Here is a 22,742-nt window from a genome sequence, read left to right on the forward strand (position 1 = left end):
AGGACGCCACATGGCCGGCGGCAAAGACGCGGATATCACTTATGACGAGATGCACAAGGCGGCTACCAAGCTGACCGACGCCAAGGACAAGATCGACGAGAAGCTCGACTCCCTCGAACGCTACATCCAGGGCCTCGTCAAGGACGGCTACACCACCCGCAAGGGCTCACAGGCATTCGAGGACTCCTTCACGGAGTTCAAGAAGGGCGCGAAGGACACGATCGAGGGCCTGACGGGCATGGCCAAGTTCCTGACGAGCGCGGCGAAGGCGTACGAGGACCTGGACAACGAGCTCGCCAAGGGTGTCAAGGGCTGAGCGCTCCTTCTGGCACGCGAGTGCGGCGGAGCGGGGCACACGCGTGCCTCGCTCCGCCCGGCTCCTCAGAATTCGGCCCTACCGGGCTCGTCCGTCTGCCTGTGACGCACCAGGTACATGTGGAGATCACTGCGCTGCTCCTCCGCTATGAGGACCACGCCGGCGCCTGCACCGCGACTACGAACGGAAGCCAGAACATCTCCTCGCCTTCGTCGGCGTGGCGGCGCTTCTTATCGGATACCGCCGTCTGACCAGACGGTCAGTGCCTGATCCGATTCTGCTGAGGATCGAAGCAGACCAGTCCCATCGACTCCGCGAGTGCCGCTGCCCAGGCAGAGACTTCCTCAGCCCTGCTCCAACTCATAGGGAAGTAGACAATCGGGCCACCGGCCCCACCGATCAACGGTCCAGCCGACCAAGGAGAAGCGTCCTCCACGTCATCAGTCACGTCACCCCACCGCTTCACAAGCGCAGCAACGTAAGCCGTGATGCGCTCGCTCGGGGGATCGCACACCTCTGCCTCCAGGTAGCGGTCGAAGAGGTCTGTGAAGACTCGACCGGCGGTCCTGTCATCCGTCGGCCGCTCTCCTTCCCACACAGCCAAGTCATAACTCATGCCTGGACACTCTCATGTCGTGACACAGCATCGACAGCTGCCAAGCGCCAAAGGAAACGACGTTTACGTCAGAGGCCGGGAAGCCCGGGGTGCGGAGGAAATCTGGGCGCTCGGTCATAGGGAACATCGTCTTCGGCGTCGGTTTCAGCCGGATGTCGCTGGTACTGGTGTCATGGGAGTGGTTCGGGATGAGGAACCTGGCAAGGCTGTGAGTCCCCTGACTTCGCTTACGGAGGCATGGGCAGGTCGAGTTCAGTCGGCCCGTTCGTGCACGGCCCGGACAGATCCGAGAGGGCCAGGGATATTGTCCGTAGCCGTGCAACGGAGCGCGATACCTGACGGGACAGCGCTATGCCATGTTCGTGAGCCTGACGCTTCGAGCGAAGTCGTCGATGGCGTCGAAGGAGGATTCGAGGAGAGCAGGGTCGTCGTAGTGCCCCTTGAGGAGCAGGTCGATGTTGTGGTCCGGGTCGTTCCAGGCGTAGCTGACCGAGAGCATTTGATTGCCGTCAGCGGTCCAACTACGCAAACTGCGAAGACCTTCGCCGAATTGCGGAGAAGCGAACGGGACAGTTTCCACGCGTTGGCTGGCCGCAGCGGTCGAGGGGTCGGGTTCGGCCAACATGCTGAGGTGCAGCGGGCTGTGCTCTTCGTCGCAGTCGAACTGTTTGACGAAGAAGACGAGTGGCGCTGCTTGTGGCGGCATCGGGCCGAAGAGGAACGCCTGGTCGGCTACAACCCGATCGCGCAGCATGGCGGCCGATCCCTCCAGGAACTTCTTCATCTGCCGCTTTTCACGCCAGGTGAGTTTGCGCTGATGAAGCAAGGCACTGGCATCGAGTTGCAGGTCCAGCCACTGCGCGAACTCTGACCTGGAACCGTGCAGTGGCATGTGGAACCACAGGGCCGGATCGGCGTCGGTCTCGACAATCATCATGCATAGCTCCAGCGGAAGGTTGTCATCACGGCATCGAAGAGCTCGACAAGGGTCTGGGTGAACTCAGTGTCCATGTCAGAGGCGACCAGCGTGCTGAAGGAGAAGGTCAGCCACTGCGCGGGGGCGCTGTCCGGGATCGGAACGGTGTACTGCACTCGCCAGGACGGCACCTCCGCCCCGTTGTCGGGATCGGCAGGCACTTTCTGCAGGGTGCGTACAGCTGCCGTACCGTCCAATTCCCGTAGCGAGGCGTCCTCGGCGTCACGGGCGAGGTCCATGAGTACGACTTCGGGCTCGGTGTTTCTTCCCGTCGGCGCCGTCAGAGGTTCGGAGACGACGAAGGAGGCCGGGATGATCATTCCATGCATTCGCTCGGTGGGAAGGTAAAGGGTCAGGCCATCAGCGTTGCGGGCTTGTCGCGCGGCTCGTTTGAGTTCTTTCGTGAGCTGCAGCCGAGCCCTTGGAATATCATCTTTGGGGAATCCTGCTGGGAGCTGTGCGGCAGATTTTCTTACGATCCGCTGGATGGCGTCCCTCGTTCCGCTTTGGAGCGGAATGGCGTCCCATCCTGGTGGCGGGACGAGATTGAATCCGTTGGGCACAACAGCAGATTCGGAGGATGTCTCAGGATGTGGCACCGCGGTTCCGAATCTTTTCTGCGACCCAGGTCGCACCGACCAGCACGGTGAGCAATGGCGCTGCGATGATCCCGGGCCAGAAGGAGCTGAGAAGGCTTGGCAACAGAAGAGCCCAGCTCATCGCCAGGTCGCGCGTCAACAACGGTGGACGTCTGCTGGGCGTCGGATTCTGGATCAGGATCCATAGAAGATGGAGCAGACAACCGGTCAACAAGACCCAGTAGATCCAGTGCAAGGCTGTACGACCGTCGTCGGGGAGCAGTACAGCGATCCCGATCAGTGGAAAAATAGATACCAGTGCGCTGATAATGGTGACTCTCACCCTGAGATTGGCGCCCGTTCCCAACTGCTCTCTGAGCGACCCGGCCATTTATCCCACTTTCTTTACTATTGTCATCTTTCCGGACAGTGTCCGCCTGATCACCAATGAGTATCCGGGGCCGGTTTCCAGTCGTTCTCCTTCCAGTCGTTGTATCCCTCGTTGTAGGGCTTGTCTCCGGGGACCAGGCCTTCCTTGTCCAGCCAGCCGACGGAGTCACTCTTGCTAAGCGACTTGTCCATGACGTCAACGCCCATGCCAACGTACGCGGCGCCCATGGACGCCACATAGCCAACGTGTCCCTTCACGGAAGTCCCGCCGGACACGGCGCCGGGGAAGACCCCCTTGTTCGCGCGAAGTTGTCCGAACAACCCGGCTGCTTCGTCGTCGCCCAGGTGCGCCCACTTGGAGAGGGTGCTCACCGAGGTCGGCGTCTTGGCAACGCGACCGGCTTCTCCAGAGATCTTCTTCAGCGTGAACGTGCGCAAGTCCGAGAAGAACTTCCGGGAGACTTCGTCCTGGGCGCCTGCCATGGCTTTACCCAGGTCGTTAAGCATTCCCTTGTGGGACCTGAGGCCCGACTTCAGCGCCGCGGTCCGGGTGGCCTGGGCAGCCGTGCTGGTGGTCCTGTTCGCGCTTTTCAACGCATTGATGCCCCCTCGGCCGATGCCCATGAGGAGCAGACCACCGATGTCGAAGGCGAGGTCGGTCCAGGATGCGTCACCGGAGGCGACCAGTATGGATCTTGTCAAGATGGTCAGGACGGCGATTGCGAGGACGAGGAGGTTCAGGCCTGGAATCCAGATGGCGACGATGCCGGCGATGGTTGCGACCCATCCGAGCCCGTCGAGGACAGTCTTGATCCAGTCCGCATTGTCATGGAACCAACCCTTGACGTCGTCCCACCACGAGTCCTCGATGACATCATCGATCTCGTCTCTGATCTTTCCCGCGAAATGGTTGGCACGGCTGTCGCGGTCTCCGGTGATGGTGTGTAGCCGGTTCCGGTACGTCTGCAGCGGATCGTCGTCCGTTCCGCTTCTGGACGGTTGTGGAGTCTGCTTGTCGGCGGAGTCGACCGCCTTGGCTTTCTCGGCCGCGATCTCGTCCTGTTTCTCCTTGGCTTGACGCAGGACACGGTCAGCGTCGGACTGAAAATCCTCCAATTCGTTGGACCAAGTCGTCAGATGGCCGTGGACGCGATCGTAGCGACTGGCAACCTCACGCATGTGTTTCTCAAGGGTGCTGGAGTCCTCGCGCAGGCGTTTGGCGTATTTTCCCTTGAGTCGTTCTTCGTTACTGAGAGTCTGTAGGTTTTTGGCCTGGTTCCGGAGCTTCTGTGCGACCGACACCATGTGACGGACTTCGGCGCGGATCTCCTCGGGATCACCAGGTACCGGATCGGAATCGCAGAGTGGATGCCAGTCAATCGGACGACGCTTGGACGTGGCTGTAGTCACTTCTTCGGCTTCTTCTCGTTGGCTTTGCTTAGATCGTCGTCGAGGTCTTCGAATGCCTTCTTCGTGCCGCCCACGAGCTTTCCGACCGATTCGATGCCTTCGATGAGCTTTGTGCGGTAGTCGTCCCAGTTGTCGACGAAATCCCCCATGGCTTCAGCTATCGCACTGGATCCCCAGTGTTGCCTCATGTCATCGCGACGGTTTTCGATGTCCTTGAACGTCCGGCTGAGCTGGTCGAGCTTCCGCTCGGAGTCGGAGAGGAACTCGAAGTCGACTGTCAGGTCCGGGTCTGCCACTGCCGGCCCTCCTCGTGTCCGGGGGTTGATTTGACTGAGGTGAGCTGTCCCTCGCTGTTGGATCTGATGTCATCTCCGGCGTGGACCGGCGGGGGTGAGAGTACTGCCGTGCCAACGACGGCTGTGACGGGCGAAGCACGACGCTCCACGAAGGGCTCCCCATTGAGAAAAGATGCAGTCCGGAGCAAAGAGGGATATTTACGCTACGCACACCCTGTGAGTATTATTCTGACGCCGCTGTTTTCGACGCCAGCCTTCTTCCGGCGGCGAGGACTGGCCGAACCGCCCATGCCAAGAATTCCTTTCTTTTGCCAACGAATGCGTGAGTCGTTTCGTTGGCGGCCGACTCAGGGGAGGGCGTGCCGTACAGCGCGTTTCGCGGTCAGCGGTTGACCGACTGGATTTCCTCGACCGTGATGTCCTGGGTTGCTTCGATCGTGCCGTCCGGCATGCCGATCGGGCCGGCCTGGCCCGTGCCCGTCCAGCTGATCTCCCAGGTGAGAGCCGCCTTGAGGGGGATCGTTCCGCCGTTGGACGAGCGGTGGTAGACGATGCCGCAGGGCGGAGTCTCCTTGGCTTTCCCCTTGGCGTAGGGCTCGCCGATCCTGCCGTCGACGATGGGGCATCCGCCGTCGGCGGGGATCGTCGTGGCGTCCGTCGTGCCAGGGCTGAGCGTCAGAGACTTGGGCTTCGCCGTCGTGGTCGCCTGGATGTTGAAGCCGGGAACGTTGATGGCCGCCGTCGCCTGGACCTCGTCGAACACGGCTTCGTCGAGCCACGCCCAGGTCGGCAGGTTCACCTTGGTGATGGCCTCGGGGGCGAGAGACACCTTCGTGCCCGGCAGTTCCATGTGCTGGTAGGCCAGGGCCGCGAGCATCTCCGGGGTGATGGCCTGCTCGTACTGCGGTGGCGGGGCTTCGCCGTTGTCGACCCAGAAGGGCAGGTCGGAGCACGCTTTTCGCTTGAGGATGTCCGGCTCGGCGGGGTTCTCGACGGCGGCCCAGAACATCCCCTCGCCGTCCTTGTCGACGTTGTAGTCCTTGTAGCCGGGTGTGTCGGTCCAGCCGTAGTCGTCCTCGTAGTGGCGCTGCATCTCACCGATCGCCGCACCCGCGTGGCCGGTCATGCCGGGTTGGTTCTTGGCGGTCTCGATGTTCTTGGACATCTCCTTCTTGAAGTCCTTGGCACCGAGGTAGGGGGCGTACCAGCAGGGTGGCGGTGACCAGTTGACGTCGGCGGAGGAGATGTTGCCGGTGCTGCCGGTCTTGGTGACCGATCCGGAGTACTGGACGCGGGCGGCGGCGTAGATGCCGGCGCCGTCGCTGCCGCCTTGCTGTTCGCTGTTGGCGCCTTCGCCATTGCGTTTCGGCTCTGCCGCATGGGCCGGTGGCGCCAATATGAGGGCGCCGAGGGCCAGAGTCAGGGCTACCGTTCGGATGTTGAGGGGCATATGCCGCACTACGTTCACTGGCACTTCACCGCCTCCTCCTCGACGAACACCTTGGAGGCCTGCCACAACTTGTCGCTCGTGGGGAACTTGACCATGATGATCTTGAAGTGGTCGAAGTCCGCGATGCTGGGCTTGGTCGTGTGGACCTTCCCGGTCTTGACCTCTTTGCCGTAGAACTTGCTGGAGTCCACGCAGAACGCAATCTCCACCGAATTGCCGCCCGGGGCGGATCGGGTCGTGGCTTGGTAGTGGCGCCGGGTGCCGGTGGCCGTCCATCCATCGTCGACCCTTGAGCTGATCTGCGTCTCCGCGTAGTGGAGGCCATCACCTGTGGAGTACGCGGTCACGGCAGCGTCTTTGGTCGTTCCCTTGTTCACGCCCCGGTAGATAGCGCGGATGTAGTTCGCGGCGTCGTCCATCGCCGCCGCCTCGTTCTTCTTCTCCGGCTTGTCCCAGTCGAAGACCAGGTCCATGTCCTTGGGCAGGGACACGTCCACGCCGTCCGGCTTGTCCTTCGCCGCTCCCGCCGGCTCCGCCGACTTCTTCGGCTTCTCCGTGCCCTGTTCCGCGCCTGCGATCTTGTCGTTGTCACTGGACTTGTCGTCCTCGCCGCCGCACGCCGTCAGTAGCAGTGCTGCGGTCGTGGCGAGCGCGGCAGCAACGGGCAAAGAGCGGCGCTTCACAGTGAACCCCCGTGAGATTTAGATGTATTCAGGAGGCACGACGGTATCTGCGGGGCGGGCGGTTTCGCTACCGCGAACCCCCTTGTGCGGCCGGTCGGACATGGAGGAATCGGGGCAAGTCGGTGACGTAAGTGACTCGATCGTGTCTGGGGGTGCGGTGGTCCCGGACGGCCTTCGGGTCCCGGATGGCGGCGTGCGTCCGGGACCCGAAGGGCTTCGGTTCCGCCGGGCCGTGCCGGACTCAGGCGTCCGGCAGCGCGGGCACCTGCACGGCGGGTACGCCGACGTCTGCGGCAACGGACCGGCCCCTCCGCCGGCCCGGACTTCGACCTTGCTCCGTTCCCTGGTCACGGCGCCCTGTGCGTCGACCGTGTGGACCCGCAGCGTGAGGCCGGAACCCTCGGAGGGTGTGCCTGTGAGTTCCAGGGGAGCGCTCATGGGCGGGTGCTGGTCGGCGCACTCGGCGCACGCGTAGACGTTGAAGCCGGGACCCGTCGCCGCGTGCACCTCGTGGACCAGTACCGGGTGGTTCGTCAGGCGGTGGCAGCGGGCGCACATCCGTACGGCCGGGCGCGTCATCGGGCGGTCGCCGGGATGCCATGGACATGGTCCGGGCCGAGGTGGGGCGGTGGGACCGGGAAGAAGCGGAGGGGCGGGGGTGCTCCCAGGCGGCGTCGGCCCTGAGGGGTGGGGGTGCAGAGGCCCGGTACCCGGGCGAAGAGGCGGAGAGTGAGGTCCAGCGCGTTGACGCTCCTTGGAAGCGTTGGCCGTGCCCCGGGACGGTCGCCGCCGTCGCCGGGGTTTTTCGTGCCTTCAGAATTCATTGCTGCGCATGTCAGTGCACAGCGGTTTGTAGCTGTAGGGCTATTGGCGCAGCTCAGTGCTGTTTTGCGGTGGTTGTCATGGCGGCAGACACAGGCGATTCACCGATCGACCCGAACAAGATCGCGTACGTGTATATGCAGGTGGCTGACCACATTGCTGCCCGGATCGCGTCGGGTGAGCTTCGGCCGGGGGCGCGGTTGCCCGGGGAGCGGGACCTCGGAACGGAGTACGGAGTCGCCTACCTGACCGCCCGCCGGGCCATCCGCGAACTCCGTGAACGCGGACTCGTCCTCACCCTCCCCGCCAAGGGCACCTTCGTCGCGTACCCCGAGACCGGCGACGGTCAGGACCGGTAGACGGTAGGTGCCAGGCGGCCGGACGTCGCGGCGCCGTCGCCGCCCGAACTGTTCGCGTTCACCGCACGTGGGCACAAAACAGGCATGCCATGCTGTCTCTCCGCCCCGCACGACGTCCTGCGGTCCGCCGCGACCTGTGCCCCCGCCCTCCTCCGAGCCCTCCACTCCGCCGCCCGTCGCGGTACGGCGCAGGCGCGCCACCCCCGAGGACCCGACGGCCCTGACGCCGTGTCCGCCGTCAACCTGGAGCTGGTGACCCTCACGGAGGACCGGGCCGTCATCACCTGGCACACCGGTGCGGAAGGCAGCGACGACGGGTTCGGGCACATGGTTCCCGCGGTGACCGAGGGCGAGGTCGTCTACGGCACGCATCCCGCCCGGCTCAACCGCACCGCGGCCGAAGGCCGGCGGACCGCCCACCACTACGTGGAGCTGACCGGCCTGGAACCCGGCCAGACGTACTACTACCAGGCCCGTTCCCGGGGCACGGCGGCCACGCCCACTCCGCTGCACCTGGTGAAGGGGAACGCCGTGGGGACCTCCCTCCACGGATTCGGCACCCACGGCGGCCCGTACTCCTTCACCACGCCGCAACCGCCGCCCGGCCGCCACCTGCTGTCGGTCGCGCTCTGCAACGACCTGCATCTCGGTGAGACCACCGCCGGACTGGTGGCGGGCGTGCCGATGATGCGCGGCATCTCGCAGCGGCTCGGCCTCGCCCCGTACCCGGAGGTCATGGGCAGGGCACTGGTGGAGGAGGCGCACCGGCGCGGCGCCGACCGGCTGGTGGCCGCGGGGGACATATCCGCCGGCGGGGCACCGCGCGACCTGACGGAGGCCAGGCGGCTGCTGGACGGGTTCGGCACGTACGGGCAGGACTACTTCGTCGTCCGCGGCAACCACGACCGGCGGCGCGGGCAGGGTGAGGACAGCTTTCCGCACGCCTTTCCCGTAGCCGTCGGCGGCAGGCCAGGTGACGGACCGGGTGACGGACCGGGTGACGGACCGGGTGGCGGACCGGGCGACGGGGCCGCGTACTTCGTCCAAGACCTCGGTGGACTGCGGATCATCGGACTGGACACCTACGAGAAGAAGGGGAACGGCGCCAACTCGGGCGGCCTCTCCGACGAACAGCTCTCCTGGTTCCGGGCGCGGCTGCGGGACCACGCGGACCAGCCCACGATGGTCTTCGGGCACCATCCGCTGACCGTACGCAACTCGCCGTTCCCCGTGACGGGCGGGCAGCGCCTGAACCGCCGCCAGGCCCGTACGATCCTCGACGCGTACGCCGCCGCCCCCGGCGTCTTCCTCCACCACGCGGGCCACACCCACCGCAACAAGCGCACGGTCCTCCCGCAGGCGCGGCACGTCACGTTGCAGGAGGTGGGCGCGGTGAAGGAGTACCCCGGCGGTTTCTGTCTGCTGCGCGTACACACGGGCGGGTACGCCCTCAACTACTACAAGACCAGCAGCGGGCCGGCGCGGGAGTGGAGCGAGCGCAGCAGGCGCGTGGCGGCGGGCCTGTGGCCGCAGTACGCCCTGGGCCGCTCGGTCTGCGACCGCAACAGCGTCACGGTGCGCGACCTGTCCGGCATCGAGCCGGCGGGGGTGCGGCGGCCCGCGCTCGACGGCGCCGTCTGAAGCGATCCCCGGGAGAGGGGGGAGGGGGAGGGGGAGGGGGGAACGCGGGTGAGGGCGGACTGCCGGGGACGCGGGCGCAAGCGGCCTCGTAGGCTTGCGCGCAGCCGTCGCAACCACCGGAACCCGGGAGAGACCAACCGACATGGCCCGCTACATGGAAACCCTCACCATCGAGCGCGGTGGCTTCCGGATCAAGGTGCCCGAGTCGTGGTGGGAGTTCGACGTACGGCCCGAGTCGCGGGACGACTCGATCCGCCGCATGGTGGCCGAGCGCCTGCGCCAGCAGCCCGAGTTGATCGAGTACAAGGACACCTACACCGCCTTCCTGCAGAAGTCCGCGGCGGACGCCTGGAAGTCCGGCGCGCTGTACTGCGGCTGCATGGCCGAGAGTTTCGGCGGGGACGTCCCGATCACCGGGTCGGTCACCGTCTCGCTCGTCGGCGGGCGTACGAAGGACGGCGAACCCCTCTCCACCGACCCGCAGGTCATGGCGGGCCAGCTCGCCGTGCGGGAGGCCAAGAAGGAGGGCGACGCGTGGCGGAAGGTCACGACGGTCGACATCCCGGACGTCGGTTCTGCCGCGCGGACGTACGGCATCGAGGACATCCCCGTACCCGGCGACGCACTCAACCGCACCGTCCGCGCCGTACTCATGCAGACGTTCATCCCCGTTCCGGGCCAGGAGGGCAAGGTCGCCCTCGTCGCCGGGAGCAGCCAGGTGCTCGATCTCGCGGACTCGTTCTTCGACATCTTCGACGCGATCACGTCGACGTTCCGCTTCGTGGAGTAGGAGGGTGACGTAGGGCCGTATCCCCTGCAGCGGCCCTCGTTGCCCTGCCGTCCCCGCAACCTTTTCATCGAACACCCGTACCCATTAGCTTCACGTGTGTGCGTACGCGTGTGTGGTCGGCGGGGTCGGCGGGGTCGGTGTGGTGGGGGTTCGGGGTGGCGGGGGAGGATGCCGTCCTGTCGATGGTGGGCAAGACGGCTGAGGTGTTCCGGGGCGAGTTCTCGGGTGTGCCGAAGAATCTCAAAAAGCTGAAGAAGTCCTATGACCTGGCCGGGGATGCGCTCTGTCGATCCCGCCAGGATGGAAGGTCGGCGGTTTCGCCCCGTGGCACGTCACCGGCCCGCAGGAAGTCCGGTGCGGGTGCGGACAGGAGATGGATCGCCTCCTGACCATGGACAGCAGGGAATGGGACAGGGGAACTCGAAGCCGGGTTCCCCTCGAAGACCGCGACGCGGTCGACACGGAGGCGAACACCCCTACCCGGATCGTGGTGGGACGGGGCGGCTCCCTCCTGGTCTTCGTCTGCCCGTCGGCCTGGGCTCATCCGCACCGGATCGTTCTTCAGTAACAGGAGCGGTGAGGAGAGCGGGGAGGGAAGTGGTGAGGGAGAGCAATACGGTCGGCTTTCACCTCTTCGGTTGCTCCACGGGCGGACGTCACCCCCGCCGACGTGGCGAACAGCGGGCCGGCCGGGCTTCACCGGTACGGGGGAAGAGGCCCTCTCATCGCAAACCGACCCCCCCGTCACCGACAGCGACCCATGGCCGAAGATCGTCCCGTGCGTCGCACGGTTCTCGTGAGCGCGGTGTACGGAAGTGGTGGACGCACCGTGACCGTGCAGGTCAGGCAGGGGAGTTGGGTATTCGCTGGTGCACAGGGGATCGTCCCCGCGCGGACCTTTTCCCGGCCGGGAACCGAACGGCCCCGGTTGCGCGTGGACACCGTCGGGGCGTGTGAGGTCCACGGTCGCGGTCGCGTCTTGAGGGGCTTATGTGCTGCTGATACGGTGCGATGACTTGACACCCGTTCACGCCTGTTCCGGCCATGGCCGGTCGGGGGAGTGCGACCAGGCCGGACGGCGGCACGCCCGGTGAGGGTGAAGCGGTCGGAATGGCCGGAGTGGTCGGAGTGTGTCGGGTGTCCTGGACTACAGAGACCTTCTTGGGTGTACGGGGAGCGGTTGCGTGAAGATCCAAGAGCGTACGGGGGCGGGCCGCAACCGGTCCTCCGCGCCGGCTCAGCCGATGATGGGGGAGCGTCTTCCCACGCCTCCTCGCGAGCGCAAACCGGCGTTGGCCGCGCTCGCGGTGCTGCTGATCCTCGTGGGTGCGCTCGGGGCGACCATGCTGGTGCTCCGCGCCGGCGACCGTGTCGAGGTCGTCAAGGTGACCGCTGACATCCAGCCCGGTGAGTCCGTGGGCAAGAAGGTGGAGCCGGTCCTGGTGGCCGGCGACGCCGGGATCAACTACATCAAGTGGACCCAGCTCGAAGCCCTGAAGGAGCTCAAGGCCAAGTCCACGATCTACAGGGGCACCCTCGTCATCGGCGAGATGTTCGGCACCGAGAGCAGCCTCCCGGCCGGTAAGGCCGTCGTCGGCCTCTCCCTCAAGGAGGGGCAGTACCCGGCGGGCATCGAAGCGGGCGACCTCGTGGCCGCCTACCGGGTCGGCAACACGGGTTCCTCGAACTCCGGCTCGGGCTCGGGCTCAAGTTCCGGTTCCGGCTCGGACGACGGGACGGGCTCCGGCTCCGCGGGCGGCGCCGACGTGCCCATCGTCGAGAACGCCCGTGTCACCGACGTGCCGGACACCAGGAGCGACAGCACCATCGGCAGTACCAACAAGCGTGTCACCGTGACCGTCGACGAGAGCGCCGCCGCCGCGCTGGCCCGTGCCGCCGCGGCGAACCAGGTCGCCCTCGTCAAGGTCCCCGGCAACTAGCGGCGGAGAGTCACCCACACCATGGCCCTCATCGCCATCGCCGCGGACAAAGGCTCCCCCGGCGTCACCACGACGGCCGTCGCGCTCGCCGCGGTCTGGCCGCGCCGTACGCTGCTCGCCGAGACCGACCCGGCCGGCGGCGACCTCGTGTACCGCAGCGCCGCCGCGCACGGCGGACCGCTGAACCCCAACACCGGCATGCTCTCCATCGCCGCCACCGCCCGCCGCGGCCTCGTACCGGACCAACTGTGGGACCACGTACAGCCGTTGAGCGGCGGTCTCGAAGTGCTCGTCGGGCTCGGGAGCGCCGAGCAGGCGGCCGGGCTCGCGGGGCTGTGGCCCACCCTCGGCCGGGCCTTCGCGCAGCTCGCCGACTCCGAGCACGCGCCCGCCGACGTCATGGCGGACTGCGGCCGGATCAGCGGGGACACCCCGGCCGTCGAGATGTTCGCGCAGGCCGCGCTCGTCCTCCTCGTGGCGCGCACCGCGCCGGAGTCCATCGCGCGCGTACGCGACCGGGCCGCCGCGCTCACCACCAAGCTGCACGGCGGGCCGCGGGGCGCCGCCGCACCGGGCACGCCCTTCGTCGGGGTCGTCCTCATCGCCGACCCGGGCGACTCCGCCAAGATCGTCCGCCAGGTCGACGACATGCTGACGGCCGCGCGGACCGGTGCCCGCGTCGTCGGCACGATCGCCGAGGACCCCGCGGGCGCCGACCAGCTCGCGGGCCGCAGGCGCGGACGGCTCGACAAGTCGCTGCTCATCCGCTCGGCACGCAAGGTGACCGCGGACCTCCACCAGCAGTTCGGCGCGGCCTGGTCCGTACCGGCCGGCGGCCCGGACGGCGTTCCGCACGGCGCGCGCCCCGCCGGAGCCGGCCGATGACCGTCGTCGACCACCAGCTGGTCAAGCGGTTCCGGCAGGAGGCCGGTGACCGCATCGCCGAGCAGCGCCGCCTCGACCAGGTCTCCGGCGTCACCCCGATGACCAACGAGGACGAGCGGCAGTACGCGCGCGCCGTCATCGCCCAGATCCTGGAGGACCACGCCCGCACGGAGATCACCTCCGGCCGTACGCCGCTGGACGCCGAGACCGAGGAGCAGTACGCGGCCGCCGTGCACGCCGCGCTCTTCGGAGTGGGCAGGCTCCAGCCGCTCCTGGACGACCCCGAGGTCGAGAACATCGACATCAACGGGTACGACCAGGTCTTCGTCGGCTACGCGAACGGCGAGGAGGTCAGGGGCGATCCGGTCGCCGAGACCGACGAGGAGCTCATCGAGCTGATCCAGATCCTCGGCGCGTACTCGGGCCTGTCCTCCCGGCCCTTCGACTCCGCGAACCCGCAGCTCGACCTGCGGCTGCCGGACGGTTCGCGCCTGTCCGCCGTCATGGACGTGACCCGCAGGCCCGCGCTGTCCATCCGCCGCGCGCGCATGGGCAAGGTCTTCATGTCCGACCTCGTCGGCAACGGCACGCTCACACCGGAGGTCGGGCACTTCCTGGCCTGCGCGGTCCGGGCCCGCAAGAACATCATGATCGCGGGTGCCACCAACGCCGGCAAGACGACGCTCCTGCGCGCGCTCGCCAACGAGATACCGCCGCACGAACGCCTCATCACCGTCGAACGCGCCCTGGAACTGGGCCTGGACACCTTCGCCGACCTGCACCCGAACGTCGTGGCGTTCGAGGAGCGGCTGCCCAACTCCGAGGGCCAGGGCACCATCTCGATGGCGGAACTGGTGCGGCGGTCACTCCGTATGAACCCCTCGCGCGTCATCGTCGGCGAGGTCCTCGGCGACGAGATCGTGACCATGCTGAACGCGATGTCGCAGGGCAACGACGGCTCGCTCTCCACGATCCACGCCAACAGCTCCAGCGAGGTCTTCAACCGCATCTCCACGTACGCGCTCCAGGCCGCCGAGCGGCTGCCCATCGAGGCCAGCCAGATGCTCGTCGCGGGCGCGGTGAACTTCGTCGTCTTCATCCAGCGGCGCAACGACTACCAGACGGGCGGCCGGCTCCAGCGCATGGTCACCTCGATCCGCGAGGTCAACGGCGTCGACGGGCGCGTCCTGTCCAGCGAGGTGTTCGCCGAGACTCCGGACGGCCGGGTCGTGCCGCACGCGCCCATCGCCTGCCTCGAAGACCTGGTCCAGCACGGCTACCGCCTGCCCGGCGGCGGGAACTGGGGGTGAACCGACCATGACGCACCGACCAGGCATGACACCGGCCGCACTCGACTCACCGGCCGCACTCGACTCGCTGGCCGCACTCGACTCGCCCGGCTCGCTGGGCTCGATGGGCGGACTGTTCTCCACGACGGTCCTGTACGCGCTCGCGTGCGGTGTGGCGGTGGGCGGCGGCCTCGCCCTGCTCGCCGTCGCGGTCCGCGGCCTGCCCGCCAAGCCCGAGCACGAGAAGCGGAAGGCGAGCGAACGCGCCTTTGAACTCGCACGGTTCGCCGGGCGCCGCGGTTCGATCGCCGCCGGCGCCGGCATCGTCGTCCTGCTGCTCACCCGGTGGGCCGTCGCCGGTCTCGCGACCGCCGTCCTCGTCTTCTTCTGGGACAAGCTCTTCGGCGGCGCCTCCGAGGAGAAGGCCGCCATGCGCCGTGTGGAGGCCCTCGCGTCCTGGACGGAATCGCTGCGCGACACCATCGCGGGCGCGGTCGGCCTGGAGCAGGCCATCCCCGCCTCCGCCCGCGCCGCGGCGCCCGTCCTGCGCCCGCACCTCGACGCGCTCGTCGACCGGCTGCGCTCGCGCACGCCGCTGCCCGACGCCCTCCAGCAGCTCGCCGACGAGATCGACGACGCGTCCGCCGACATCATCGTGGCCGCGCTGATCCTCAACGCGCGCCTGCGCGGCCCGGGGTTGCGCCAGGTCCTGGGCGCGCTCGCCAAGTCGGCCCGTGAGGAGGTCGACATGCGCCAGCGCGTCATGGCCCAGCGCGCCTCGACCCGCCGCTCGGTGCAGATCGTCGTCGCCGTGTCGATCGCCTTCGTGCTCGGCCTGTCCGTCTTCAACCGGGAGTTCGTCGAGCCGTACGGGACGGCCGTCGGACAGCTCGTGCTCGCCTGCGTCTGCGGCCTGTTCGCCCTCGGCTTCTGGTGGCTGCGCAAGCTGTCGGTCATCGAGACGCCGGAGCGGTTCCTGGTGCGGGACGAGGCGGCGGTCCGGTTCGTCCGCCCCCGCACGCCGTCGATGTCCCGGCCGCGGTCGCCTGCCCAGGCGCAGTCGCCCTCCCCGGCGCAGCAGCCGCCGTCGCAGGCGCAGCCGCCGCCCTCGCAGTCGCTGCCGGATGAGGGGGTACGCCGATGAGTTCGACCCTGACCCTGCCCGTCCTGGTCGGCGCCGTGCTGGGCCTCGGCGTCTACGCCCTGGTCCGGGCCCTGGTGCCGACCAGGCGCAGCGCGGTCTCCCAGGTCGCCCGCATCGACGCGATGCGGGCGCGGGGGGCGGCGTACGAGTCCGCGCACCGCCCCTCCGACGACGGAGGGCGGCTCGGCGGCGTACGGGCCCGGGTGGGCCGGCGCGTCGCCGAGTTCTACCTGCAGCAGGGCTGGGAACAGCACTCGCTGCGGGCGGACCTGTCGGTGCTCGACCGGAGCTGGGAGAACTTCCTCGCGACGAAGGCGCTGCTGGGGGTCGCGGGACTGTTCTTCGGGCCGTTCCTGTTCGCGGTGGTCTGGACGCTCGGCTTCAACGACAGCCCCGCCGTCCCGGTCTGGCTCGCCCTGCTCTGCGCGCTCGTCTTCTTCTTCCTGCCCGACCTGGAGGTCCGGCGGGACGCGGCCGAGAAGCGGCGGGACCTGCGGCGCGTGATCGGCGCGTACCTGGACCTGGTGTCGATGAGCCTGGCGGGCGGCCGCGGTCTCCCGGAGGCCCTGATGGCGGCCGCCGAGGTCTCCGACGGCTGGGCCACGCAGCGCATCCGCAACGCGCTCGCGGACGCCCGGATCACCGGCATCAGCCAGTGGCAGGCGCTCGGTTCGCTGGGGGAGGAGATCGGGGTCGACGAGCTGAAGGACCTGTCGGCCTCCCTGGCGCTCGTCGCGGACGACGGCGCGAAGGTGCGCGAGTCGCTCGCCTCCCGCGCCGAGACGATGCGGCACCGCGAACTCGCCGAGATCGAGGGCAGCGCCGGTGAGAAGTCGCAGTCGATGCTCGTGGCGCAGCTGCTGCTCTGCGCCGGTTTCCTGGTCTTCCTGATCTTCCCGGCGGCGATGCGCGTGTTCCAGGTCTGAGCCCGACAACCGACAACTGCTTCTGCGAACTGCCCTGAACTGCCCTGAACTGTCCTGAACTGCCCTGACCTGAACTGTCTCGAGAGGACGACTCACCATGAACGGACGGAACTGCAGCACCGGGATCCCGGGGGTGGACTTCCTGATCACCTTCCTCCAGGGGAGGGTGCAGCGCGCCCGCTCCGGCGAACTCGACCGCGGTGCGTCCGCGGTGGAGTGGGTCATCATCTCGGCGGTCGTCGTGGCGATCGTCGGCGTGGTCGCCGCGATCATCAACGCCGCGCTCAGCGACGGCGCCAACAAGGTCGGCGACTGCATCAAGGGCGCGGACGCGGGCAGCACCTGCTGATCCGGTCCCTGTCACCTGTCGGCAGATTCCGAAGCCGTCCTTTCCCTCTCTCGCGCACGGGGGTGCCGGTGAGCGTACGACGCTGGGTACGCCGCAGGGCGGAGGCCGCCTCCGCCCGCGGCGACTCCGGCATGACCGCGATCGAGTTCGTGCTGCTCACGCCCGTCCTCTTCTTCATGATCTTCGCGACGGTGCAGTTCGCGCTGTACTTCTTCGCCGACCACGTGGCCCAGGCGGCGGCCCAGGCCGGTGCCCGCGAGGCCCGCGCCACGGCCGACGAGTCCCCGGGCACATGGCGCGGCGAGGCGCGGGACGTCGTGGACAGCTACATCGCGCAGCTGGGACCGCAGTTGGTGCTCGGACCGGACGTGAAGCTGGTCCAGCCGGACCAGAACACGGTCGGGGTGGAGATCACGGCGAAGGTGCCGTCGGTGTTCCCGGGACTGGACCTGACCGTGCACGCGCGGTCGGTGGGGCCCGTGGAACGGTTCGTCGAGGAGGGCGAGAACTAGATGCGCCCAGGTGTACGTGACGCCGTGCGTGTGTGTATGCGTGTGCGTGACGCCGTGCGTGTGCGTGACGCCGTGCGCGCGGCGGGCGACCGGGGGCTGTCCACGGTCGAGGTGGTGATCCTCGCCCCGGTGATGATCCTCTTCATCCTGGTGCTGGTGGCCTTCGGGCAACTCGTGGACGGACGCGGGGCGATCGACGGGGCCGCCCGGGACGCGGCCCGCTCCGGCTCGCTGCAACGGGACGAGGGGTCGGCGATGGCGGAGGCGCAGAAGGCCGCGGACGCCGACCTGGCGGACGTCTGCTCCGGCCCGGTGACGGTGAACAAGACGAGTGCGGGCTTCGAGGACGCCGACCTCTTCACCGTGGAGGTCAGCTGCCGGGTACGGGGCCTGGCGATCCTCGGCCTGGACGTGCCGACCCGTCTGACCGCGTCGTTCACGTCACCGCTGGACCCCTTCAAGAGGAAGGCGTGACGGCGGACGTGACAGAGCGCACGAAGAACAGGAAGAGCCTGCGCGGCGGGGTGGACGCGCGCCGCCTGCGGCTCGACGACCGGGGGTCCGGCGCCGGCGCGGTGATCATCTTCGCGCTGGTGTTCCTGTCCCTGTCGGCCTTCGTCATCGACGGCGGACTGTCCATCTCCAAGCGCGAGCGTGCCGCCGACATCGCGGAACAGGCCGCCCGTTACGCCGCCCAGGACGTGGACCTCGAAGAGCTGTACCAGAACGAGGGCGGCGGCGCCCCGATCCTCTTCGAGAACTGCGGTGCCCGGGTGAAGGCGTTCGCCCAGGAGATGGGCATGACCGACGCAGACATAGCCGCCACGAACTGCGTCGCCGCGAACGCCGACCAGGTGGAGGTGGAGGTCCGGCTGACCTACTCCCCGGTCTTCACGGGCATGTTCTACGGCGGCGACGTGACGGTCCGGGGCCGGGCGGTGGCGGAGAACGAGGTGGGCTGACGAGGGTGGATCGGCGGGGTCTGCCGGCGGGGCGGTCTACTCGCCGCCCTTGTCCTCGCCCTTCACGCCCTCGGAGACCTGCTTCGCCAGGTCGTCGTCCAGCTTCTTGAACTCCCGGACGATCGCCTCGGACATCTGGGCCAGCGCGTCGAGCTGCTGGTTGATGTCCTCGCGGCCGTCCTCCCAGTTGGACTCGAAGTCCGCCAGCTTGTCGTAGACGCCGCCGTCGCCGATGTCGTCCCGGTAGGACTCGAAGAGCTTCTTGGTGTGGTTCATGCGCGTCTTGATGTCGCGCAGCCGGGAGCCGTAGTCCTCCAGGTCGCTCAACGGGAGCGCGAGGTCGGGTCTTCCGCCCATGCCGGGTCCCCCTCCTGATGGTCGGCGGCTTCTGCGTACGCGAGTCTACGACCGGGGCGGGCGGGCCGCCCCGAACCGGCTCTCCCGACTTCCCCGCCCTTCGACACGCTCCATAAGATCTCAGTAGGCTCAGGACACCCCCGCCCCCGCTCCAGTCACCTCCTTCCCCACACGACATCAGGACATCCGCCATGGCGCGACGTACCACTCCCAACTCGCCGGGAAGCCCGCCGGGATCGCCGGGGGCACCGGGACCGCAGGGCCCGCCGGTTCCGCGGAACCGGACGCCGCAGCCCCTGCCCCGGCGCCGGCGCACGGTGGGGGACTTCGTCAAGGCGTTCCTCGCCCTCGTCGCGCTGCTCCTGCTGCTCGTCGGCGTGCCCGGGGCGCTCGCCACCCAGATCGGCTGGCCGCTGCCCTCCGGGGCGCCGAAGGTGGAGTGGCTCCAGCAGGAGATCACCGTCGGCACGTTCGTCAACGTGCTGACCGTGGTCGTCTGGTTCGCCTGGGCCCAGTTCACCGCCTGCGTGCTCGTCGAGGTGAAGGCCGCGCTGTCGGGTGTCGGACTGCCGAACCGGGTGCCCGGCGCCGGCCCGAGCCAGCTGCTCGCGCGCCAGCTCGTCGCCGCGCTGCTGCTGGTCGGTGCGACCGCGGCGAGCTTCACGCCCGGTCTGTCGCAGCTCGGCCAGCAGCTGGAGGGGAACCAGCGGCCGACCGCCGCCGCGGCGCAGCAGACCCCGGGCGGGCTGCTGGCGCAGCAGCAGGAACAGGCCGCCGCGAGCGCCGCCGCCCTGGCCGGGCAGGCCGCCGACGCCGCCGCGCACGCCCAGGGCGGGAGCGGGGCCCACGCGTCCGGGGACGCCACGAAGTTCTACCGGATCCAGCCCCCGGAGGGCCGCCACCACGACTCCCTCTGGGAGGTCGCGGAGCGCCACCTCGGCGACGGGCGCCGGTACAAGGAGATCTACCGGCTCAACAAGGACCGTACGCAGCCCGACGGTTCGAAGCTCTCCGAGGCCAGCCTGATCAGACCGGGCTGGATCATGGAGATGCCCGGCGACGCCCGCGGCGGCGAACTCGTCGAGATGCCCGACGAGACCCCGGAGGTCTCGCCGGAGGTCCAGCGGCAGATCTCCGACTACGCGAGGACCGGCGACGCCCACCAGCAGGGCGGCGGACGGCAGGACGGGGGACGGCAGGACGGGGGACGGCAGGGTGACGGGTCCGGGTCCCCGGACCGCGACACCGCCCACATCAGCCTTCCCGCGCAGCGGCCCGCCCCCGATCAGGGCCACCAGCAGAACCAGGGCCAGCGGGAGCACGCCGCGCCCCCGGCCGGTGAAGGCAGCGGGTTCGGGCTGCCCGAGGCGCTCCTCGGCGCGCCCCTCCTCGCCGCCGGGCTCCTCGCCGCCCTCGGCCGGCGCCGCCGCCAGGCGCTGTGGCAGTCCGCGCTCGGCGCGGTCGGCGGGCGCCGCGGCACGGAGCCGCCCACGCCCACCGGCGCCGCCGCCGACGCGCAGGACGCGCTCCTGGTGGGGGCCGACCCCGAGGGCGTACGGCTGCTGGACCGGTCGCTGCGCGGGCTCGCCGCGTCGCTCGCGGGCGAGTCGCGTCCGCTGCCGACCGTGTACGCGGCCTGGCTGAGCGGCAACGGCGACCTGCACCTCCAGCTGGCCCAGCCCGCGGGCAGGCCGCCCGCGCCCTGGCAGCTCGGGCAGGACCAGACGTTCTGGATGCTGGCCCGCGCCGACGCCGAGCGGTACGCGGACGTGGACACGGCCGCCCCCTACCCCGGCCTGGTCAGCCTCGGCACGATGGACGACTCGCGGCTGCTGCTCAACCTGGAGTCCGTGCCCGGCATCGTCTCGCTGAGCGGCCGCGAGCAGGACCGGGCCGGTGTCTTCGCCTCCGTCGCCGCCGAACTGGCCACCAACGGCTGGTCCGACCGCATGACGATCACCCTGGTCGGCTTCGGCGAGGACCTGACGCCGCTCGCGCCCAACCGGCTGCGCCACCTCGACGGCATCGAGGCGCTCGTGGAGACCATGGAGGCCGAGACGCGGCAGCGGCGCGGCGCGCTCGGCGCCGCGGGGCAGGACTCGGTCCTCACCGGGCGCACCGGCCCGGCCCGGCACACCCGCTGGGCCCCGCACCTCGTGCTGCTGGCCGCCGAGCCGTCCGCCGAGGACGCCGTCAAGCTCGCCGAACTCGCCGCCGACGCGAGCAGGCTCGGCATCGGCTACCTCGTCGGCACCGGCTCGGGCGACCTGCCCGGCGCCGCCTGGGAGATGGAGGTCACCAGCGAGGGCAAGCTCCTCGCGCCGCTCCTCGGCCTCGAACTCGACGCGCAGCTCCTGCCGGTGTCCCAGCAGCGGGCCGTCGTCGAGCTGTTCACCGACGCCGACCCCGGGCGCGACGACGACGGCCGTCCGGCCACCGCCCCGCCGTTCCTCGTCGACATCAGCGAGCAGGGGCGCCCCGCGGTGTACGCGCGGCTCGTCGGCCCGTACGAGATCATCGGCCTGGAGACACCGGACGGCGAGCGCAGCCCGCTGCTGCACGAGGCGCTCGCGCTGCTGCTCCTGCACCGCGAGGGGGTGCACCCGCGGGTGCTGTCCTCCGCGCTGTGGCCGCGCGGTGTCACGGACGACGTCCGGGACGCGCTCGTCGAGCGGCTGCGCACCTGGCTCGGCACCGACCCGGACGGCACACCGCGGCTCGCCCCCGACGCGACCGGGCGGCTCAAGCTCGCCAAGTCCGTCGTCTCCGACCTGGACGTGCTGCGCTCGCTCTACCACGAGGCCACCCAGGGCCGGGGGGCCGGCAGCCGTGCGGTGCGCGGCCGGCTGCTGACCGACGCGCTGGTCCTCGTCCGGGGGCCGCTGCTGGCCGAGCGGCCCGCCGGGCGCTACGGCTGGCTGACCCACGAGATCATCGACGCCCGGCTCCCGCTGCTGGTCGCGGACATCGGCCTCGCCCTGTCCGCGTTCCACCTGGAGAAGGACCGGGCGGAGAAGGCGATGGAGGCGCTCGACGCGGCACTGGGCTCCGCGCCGGGCGACGAGCGGCTGTGGCACGAACTGCTGCGGGCCACGCACGCCACCGGCGACACCGACCGGCTGAGGCGCCGGGCGGCGGACCTGGTCTCGCGCAGCGGGGCGCGCGGGCTGCCGCCCCGCACCGAGGCACTGCTGGACGAACTGCTGCCGACCTGGCGCAGCGGCGTCCCCGCCGCGGGATGAGCGGCTTCCAGCCCGTCGACCAGCTGATCGTCGTCGGCGCCGTCCTCTGGGGCGGCGTCGCCGGTCTGCTGGTGCCCCGCGCCGCGTACCGCTTCTCGGTGGCCCCCGAGGAGCCGTGGGCGGACCGGTGTCCCGAGGGCCATCCGGTGGGCGGCTGGATCGGTCCGGCCCGCTGCGCGGACTGCGGCGGGCGGGCGTACGGCCCCGGCGCGCTCCCCGTCTCCCTCGTCACCGCTCTCGTCTGCGGCGCCCTCGCCGCGGCGACCGGGACCCGGCCCGAGCTGGCGGTCTGGCTGCTGCTCGCCCCGCCCGGAGTGCTGCTCGCCGTCGTGGACTTCCGGGTGCAGCGTCTGCCGGACGTGCTGACGCTGCCCCTGGCCGCCGCCGCACCCGCCCTGCTCGCGGGCGCCGCGGCGGCCCCCGAGCACGCCGGGCACTGGCTGACCGCGCTGTACGGGGGCCTGGCCCTCGGTGCCGGCTACTTCGTCCTCTTCCTGGTCAACCCCGACGGCATGGGCTTCGGGGACGTGAAGCTGGCCCTCGGCCTCGGCGCGGTCCTCGGCTGGTACGGCTGGGGAGCCGTGCTGCTGGGCACCTTCGCGGGGTTCCTGTACGGCGGCCTGTACGGGGCGGTGCTCGTCGTCGCCCGCCGGGCCGGGCGCAGGACGTCGATCCCCTTCGGCCCGTTCCTGATCGCCGGAGCCCTCACGGGCCTGCTCATCGGGGCCTGTGCGGCCTGACGTCGGGTGCGGGGAGGCGCTGGCGTACGCTGGATCAGTCTGTCCACACCCCCATGAAAGGGACCGCTC

The 22,742-nt window shown here is 69.3% G+C and carries 24 protein-coding genes; 15 read left to right on the top strand and 9 right to left on the bottom strand.

All coding sequences use genetic code 11. The features are described from left to right. Positions 1 to 10: 10 nt before the first annotated feature. Complete coding sequence (locus KM933_RS17825) at positions 11 to 316, top strand: WXG100 family type VII secretion target (protein ID WP_173894580.1); 306 nt, start codon at positions 11 to 13, stop codon at positions 314 to 316. 259 nt (positions 317 to 575) lie between these two features. Here KM933_RS17825 and KM933_RS17835 read toward each other — a convergent pair whose 3' ends face one another. The 8 genes from KM933_RS17835 to KM933_RS17870 form a co-directional block, all read right to left on the bottom strand. Continuing rightward, entirely contained in the window at positions 576 to 932 is a 357-nt protein-coding gene (locus tag KM933_RS17835; RefSeq protein ID WP_221353291.1) for a hypothetical protein, read from the bottom strand. Positions 933 to 1,281: 349 nt separating this feature from the next. After that, positions 1,282 to 1,869, bottom strand: coding sequence for a hypothetical protein (locus KM933_RS17840; RefSeq protein ID WP_221353293.1), 588 nt, complete (start codon positions 1,867 to 1,869; stop codon positions 1,282 to 1,284). Beyond that, complete coding sequence (locus tag KM933_RS17845) at positions 1,866 to 2,471, bottom strand: hypothetical protein (protein WP_221353295.1); 606 nt, start codon at positions 2,469 to 2,471, stop codon at positions 1,866 to 1,868. The genes KM933_RS17840 and KM933_RS17845 overlap by 4 nt, the downstream gene beginning before the upstream one ends. 22 nt (positions 2,472 to 2,493) lie before the next feature. Beyond that, complete coding sequence (locus KM933_RS17850) at positions 2,494 to 2,877, bottom strand: hypothetical protein (protein WP_221353297.1); 384 nt, start codon at positions 2,875 to 2,877, stop codon at positions 2,494 to 2,496. Between the two features lie 50 nt (positions 2,878 to 2,927). Further along, complete coding sequence (locus KM933_RS17855) at positions 2,928 to 4,286, bottom strand: coiled-coil domain-containing protein (protein WP_308013438.1); 1,359 nt, start codon at positions 4,284 to 4,286, stop codon at positions 2,928 to 2,930. Then, positions 4,283 to 4,582, bottom strand: coding sequence for a hypothetical protein (locus KM933_RS17860; RefSeq protein WP_221353299.1), 300 nt, complete (start codon positions 4,580 to 4,582; stop codon positions 4,283 to 4,285). The genes KM933_RS17855 and KM933_RS17860 overlap by 4 nt, the downstream gene beginning before the upstream one ends. A gap of 382 nt (positions 4,583 to 4,964) precedes the next feature. Then, positions 4,965 to 6,032, bottom strand: a complete 1,068-nt coding sequence (locus tag KM933_RS17865; protein ID WP_221353301.1) for a hypothetical protein — start codon at positions 6,030 to 6,032, stop codon at positions 4,965 to 4,967. A 14-nt stretch (positions 6,033 to 6,046) separates the two neighbouring features. Continuing rightward, on the bottom strand, positions 6,047 to 6,715 hold the full coding sequence (locus KM933_RS17870) for a hypothetical protein (RefSeq protein WP_221353302.1): 669 nt from the start codon (positions 6,713 to 6,715) through the stop codon (positions 6,047 to 6,049). A gap of 902 nt (positions 6,716 to 7,617) precedes the next feature. Between KM933_RS17870 and KM933_RS17875 the strand changes: the two genes are divergently transcribed. The 12 genes from KM933_RS17875 to KM933_RS17930 all read left to right on the top strand — a co-directional run bounded on the left by KM933_RS17875 (position 7,618) and on the right by KM933_RS17930 (position 18,334). Then, on the top strand, positions 7,618 to 7,896 hold the full coding sequence (locus KM933_RS17875; RefSeq protein WP_221353304.1) for a winged helix-turn-helix domain-containing protein: 279 nt from the start codon (positions 7,618 to 7,620) through the stop codon (positions 7,894 to 7,896). Positions 7,897 to 8,124: 228 nt separating this feature from the next. Beyond that, the gene (locus tag KM933_RS17880; protein WP_308013439.1) at positions 8,125 to 9,537 is read left to right on the top strand and encodes a purple acid phosphatase family protein; all 1,413 of its coding nucleotides are present in this window, start codon (positions 8,125 to 8,127) and stop codon (positions 9,535 to 9,537) included. A gap of 142 nt (positions 9,538 to 9,679) precedes the next feature. After that, complete coding sequence (locus tag KM933_RS17885) at positions 9,680 to 10,327, top strand: hypothetical protein (RefSeq protein ID WP_221353308.1); 648 nt, start codon at positions 9,680 to 9,682, stop codon at positions 10,325 to 10,327. 1,184 nt (positions 10,328 to 11,511) lie between these two features. After that, entirely contained in the window at positions 11,512 to 12,267 is a 756-nt protein-coding gene (locus KM933_RS17890) for a hypothetical protein (protein WP_221353310.1), read from the top strand. A 21-nt stretch (positions 12,268 to 12,288) separates the two neighbouring features. Next, the gene (locus KM933_RS17895) at positions 12,289 to 13,152 is read left to right on the top strand and encodes a hypothetical protein (RefSeq protein ID WP_221353312.1); all 864 of its coding nucleotides are present in this window, start codon (positions 12,289 to 12,291) and stop codon (positions 13,150 to 13,152) included. Then, positions 13,149 to 14,462: a TadA family conjugal transfer-associated ATPase gene (locus KM933_RS17900; RefSeq protein ID WP_221353314.1), complete on the top strand. Its 1,314-nt coding sequence runs from the start codon at positions 13,149 to 13,151 to the stop codon at positions 14,460 to 14,462. The genes KM933_RS17895 and KM933_RS17900 overlap by 4 nt, the downstream gene beginning before the upstream one ends. Positions 14,463 to 14,565: 103 nt before the next feature. Further along, a complete protein-coding gene (locus KM933_RS17905) occupies positions 14,566 to 15,585 on the top strand; it encodes a type II secretion system F family protein (RefSeq protein ID WP_221353394.1) in 1,020 nt (339 codons plus the stop codon). Then, positions 15,582 to 16,511: a type II secretion system F family protein gene (locus KM933_RS17910; RefSeq protein ID WP_221353316.1), complete on the top strand. Its 930-nt coding sequence runs from the start codon at positions 15,582 to 15,584 to the stop codon at positions 16,509 to 16,511. The genes KM933_RS17905 and KM933_RS17910 overlap by 4 nt, the downstream gene beginning before the upstream one ends. A 97-nt stretch (positions 16,512 to 16,608) precedes the next feature. Beyond that, positions 16,609 to 16,860, top strand: coding sequence for a hypothetical protein (locus KM933_RS17915; protein WP_221353318.1), 252 nt, complete (start codon positions 16,609 to 16,611; stop codon positions 16,858 to 16,860). A 62-nt stretch (positions 16,861 to 16,922) separates the two neighbouring features. Continuing rightward, positions 16,923 to 17,372 (top strand): TadE family protein, encoded by a 450-nt coding sequence (locus KM933_RS17920; RefSeq protein WP_221353320.1) that lies wholly within the window; start codon positions 16,923 to 16,925, stop codon positions 17,370 to 17,372. Between the two features lie 36 nt (positions 17,373 to 17,408). Beyond that, positions 17,409 to 17,846 (top strand): TadE/TadG family type IV pilus assembly protein, encoded by a 438-nt coding sequence (locus tag KM933_RS17925; protein ID WP_221353322.1) that lies wholly within the window; start codon positions 17,409 to 17,411, stop codon positions 17,844 to 17,846. An 8-nt stretch (positions 17,847 to 17,854) separates the two neighbouring features. Then, positions 17,855 to 18,334 carry a TadE/TadG family type IV pilus assembly protein gene (locus KM933_RS17930; protein WP_430727335.1) on the top strand — a complete coding sequence of 160 codons (480 nt, stop codon included), beginning with the start codon at positions 17,855 to 17,857 and terminating at the stop codon, positions 18,332 to 18,334. Between the two features lie 36 nt (positions 18,335 to 18,370). Here KM933_RS17930 and KM933_RS17935 read toward each other — a convergent pair whose 3' ends face one another. Then, on the bottom strand, positions 18,371 to 18,691 hold the full coding sequence (locus tag KM933_RS17935; RefSeq protein ID WP_221353324.1) for a hypothetical protein: 321 nt from the start codon (positions 18,689 to 18,691) through the stop codon (positions 18,371 to 18,373). Positions 18,692 to 18,882: 191 nt separating this feature from the next. On the opposite strand from KM933_RS17935, the gene KM933_RS17940 reads away from it, so the two are divergent. Both KM933_RS17940 and KM933_RS17945 read left to right on the top strand, forming a co-directional pair. Beyond that, positions 18,883 to 21,933 (top strand): bacterial transcriptional activator domain-containing protein, encoded by a 3,051-nt coding sequence (locus KM933_RS17940; protein WP_221353327.1) that lies wholly within the window; start codon positions 18,883 to 18,885, stop codon positions 21,931 to 21,933. Next, positions 21,930 to 22,673, top strand: coding sequence for a prepilin peptidase (locus tag KM933_RS17945; protein ID WP_221353329.1), 744 nt, complete (start codon positions 21,930 to 21,932; stop codon positions 22,671 to 22,673). Before KM933_RS17940 ends, KM933_RS17945 begins: the two co-directional genes overlap by 4 nt. Positions 22,674 to 22,742 lie beyond the last annotated feature (69 nt).

It is taken from the genome of Streptomyces beigongshangae, assembly GCF_019710745.1.
In the GTDB taxonomy this organism is placed as follows: domain Bacteria; phylum Actinomycetota; class Actinomycetes; order Streptomycetales; family Streptomycetaceae; genus Streptomyces; species Streptomyces beigongshangae.

What these genes read in the sequence shown, in the direction of transcription:
- KM933_RS17825 (WP_173894580.1), top strand. Translation starts at nt 11, where the DNA reads ATGGCCGGCGGCAAAGACGCGGATATCACTTATGACGAGATGCACAAG.
- KM933_RS17835 (WP_221353291.1), bottom strand. Translation starts at nt 932, where the DNA reads ATGAGTTATGACTTGGCTGTGTGGGAAGGAGAGCGGCCGACGGATGAC.
- KM933_RS17840 (WP_221353293.1), bottom strand. Translation starts at nt 1,869, where the DNA reads ATGATGATTGTCGAGACCGACGCCGATCCGGCCCTGTGGTTCCACATG.
- KM933_RS17850 (WP_221353297.1), bottom strand. Translation starts at nt 2,877, where the DNA reads ATGGCCGGGTCGCTCAGAGAGCAGTTGGGAACGGGCGCCAATCTCAGG.
- KM933_RS17865 (WP_221353301.1), bottom strand. Translation starts at nt 6,032, where the DNA reads ATGCCCCTCAACATCCGAACGGTAGCCCTGACTCTGGCCCTCGGCGCC.
- KM933_RS17875 (WP_221353304.1), top strand. Translation starts at nt 7,618, where the DNA reads ATGGCGGCAGACACAGGCGATTCACCGATCGACCCGAACAAGATCGCG.
- KM933_RS17885 (WP_221353308.1), top strand. Translation starts at nt 9,680, where the DNA reads ATGGCCCGCTACATGGAAACCCTCACCATCGAGCGCGGTGGCTTCCGG.
- KM933_RS17895 (WP_221353312.1), top strand. Translation starts at nt 12,289, where the DNA reads ATGGCCCTCATCGCCATCGCCGCGGACAAAGGCTCCCCCGGCGTCACC.
- KM933_RS17900 (WP_221353314.1), top strand. Translation starts at nt 13,149, where the DNA reads ATGACCGTCGTCGACCACCAGCTGGTCAAGCGGTTCCGGCAGGAGGCC.
- KM933_RS17905 (WP_221353394.1), top strand. Translation starts at nt 14,566, where the DNA reads ATGGGCGGACTGTTCTCCACGACGGTCCTGTACGCGCTCGCGTGCGGT.
- KM933_RS17910 (WP_221353316.1), top strand. Translation starts at nt 15,582, where the DNA reads ATGAGTTCGACCCTGACCCTGCCCGTCCTGGTCGGCGCCGTGCTGGGC.
- KM933_RS17915 (WP_221353318.1), top strand. Translation starts at nt 16,609, where the DNA reads ATGAACGGACGGAACTGCAGCACCGGGATCCCGGGGGTGGACTTCCTG.
- KM933_RS17925 (WP_221353322.1), top strand. Translation starts at nt 17,409, where the DNA reads ATGCGTGTGCGTGACGCCGTGCGTGTGCGTGACGCCGTGCGCGCGGCG.
- KM933_RS17935 (WP_221353324.1), bottom strand. Translation starts at nt 18,691, where the DNA reads ATGGGCGGAAGACCCGACCTCGCGCTCCCGTTGAGCGACCTGGAGGAC.
- KM933_RS17940 (WP_221353327.1), top strand. Translation starts at nt 18,883, where the DNA reads ATGGCGCGACGTACCACTCCCAACTCGCCGGGAAGCCCGCCGGGATCG.
- KM933_RS17945 (WP_221353329.1), top strand. Translation starts at nt 21,930, where the DNA reads ATGAGCGGCTTCCAGCCCGTCGACCAGCTGATCGTCGTCGGCGCCGTC.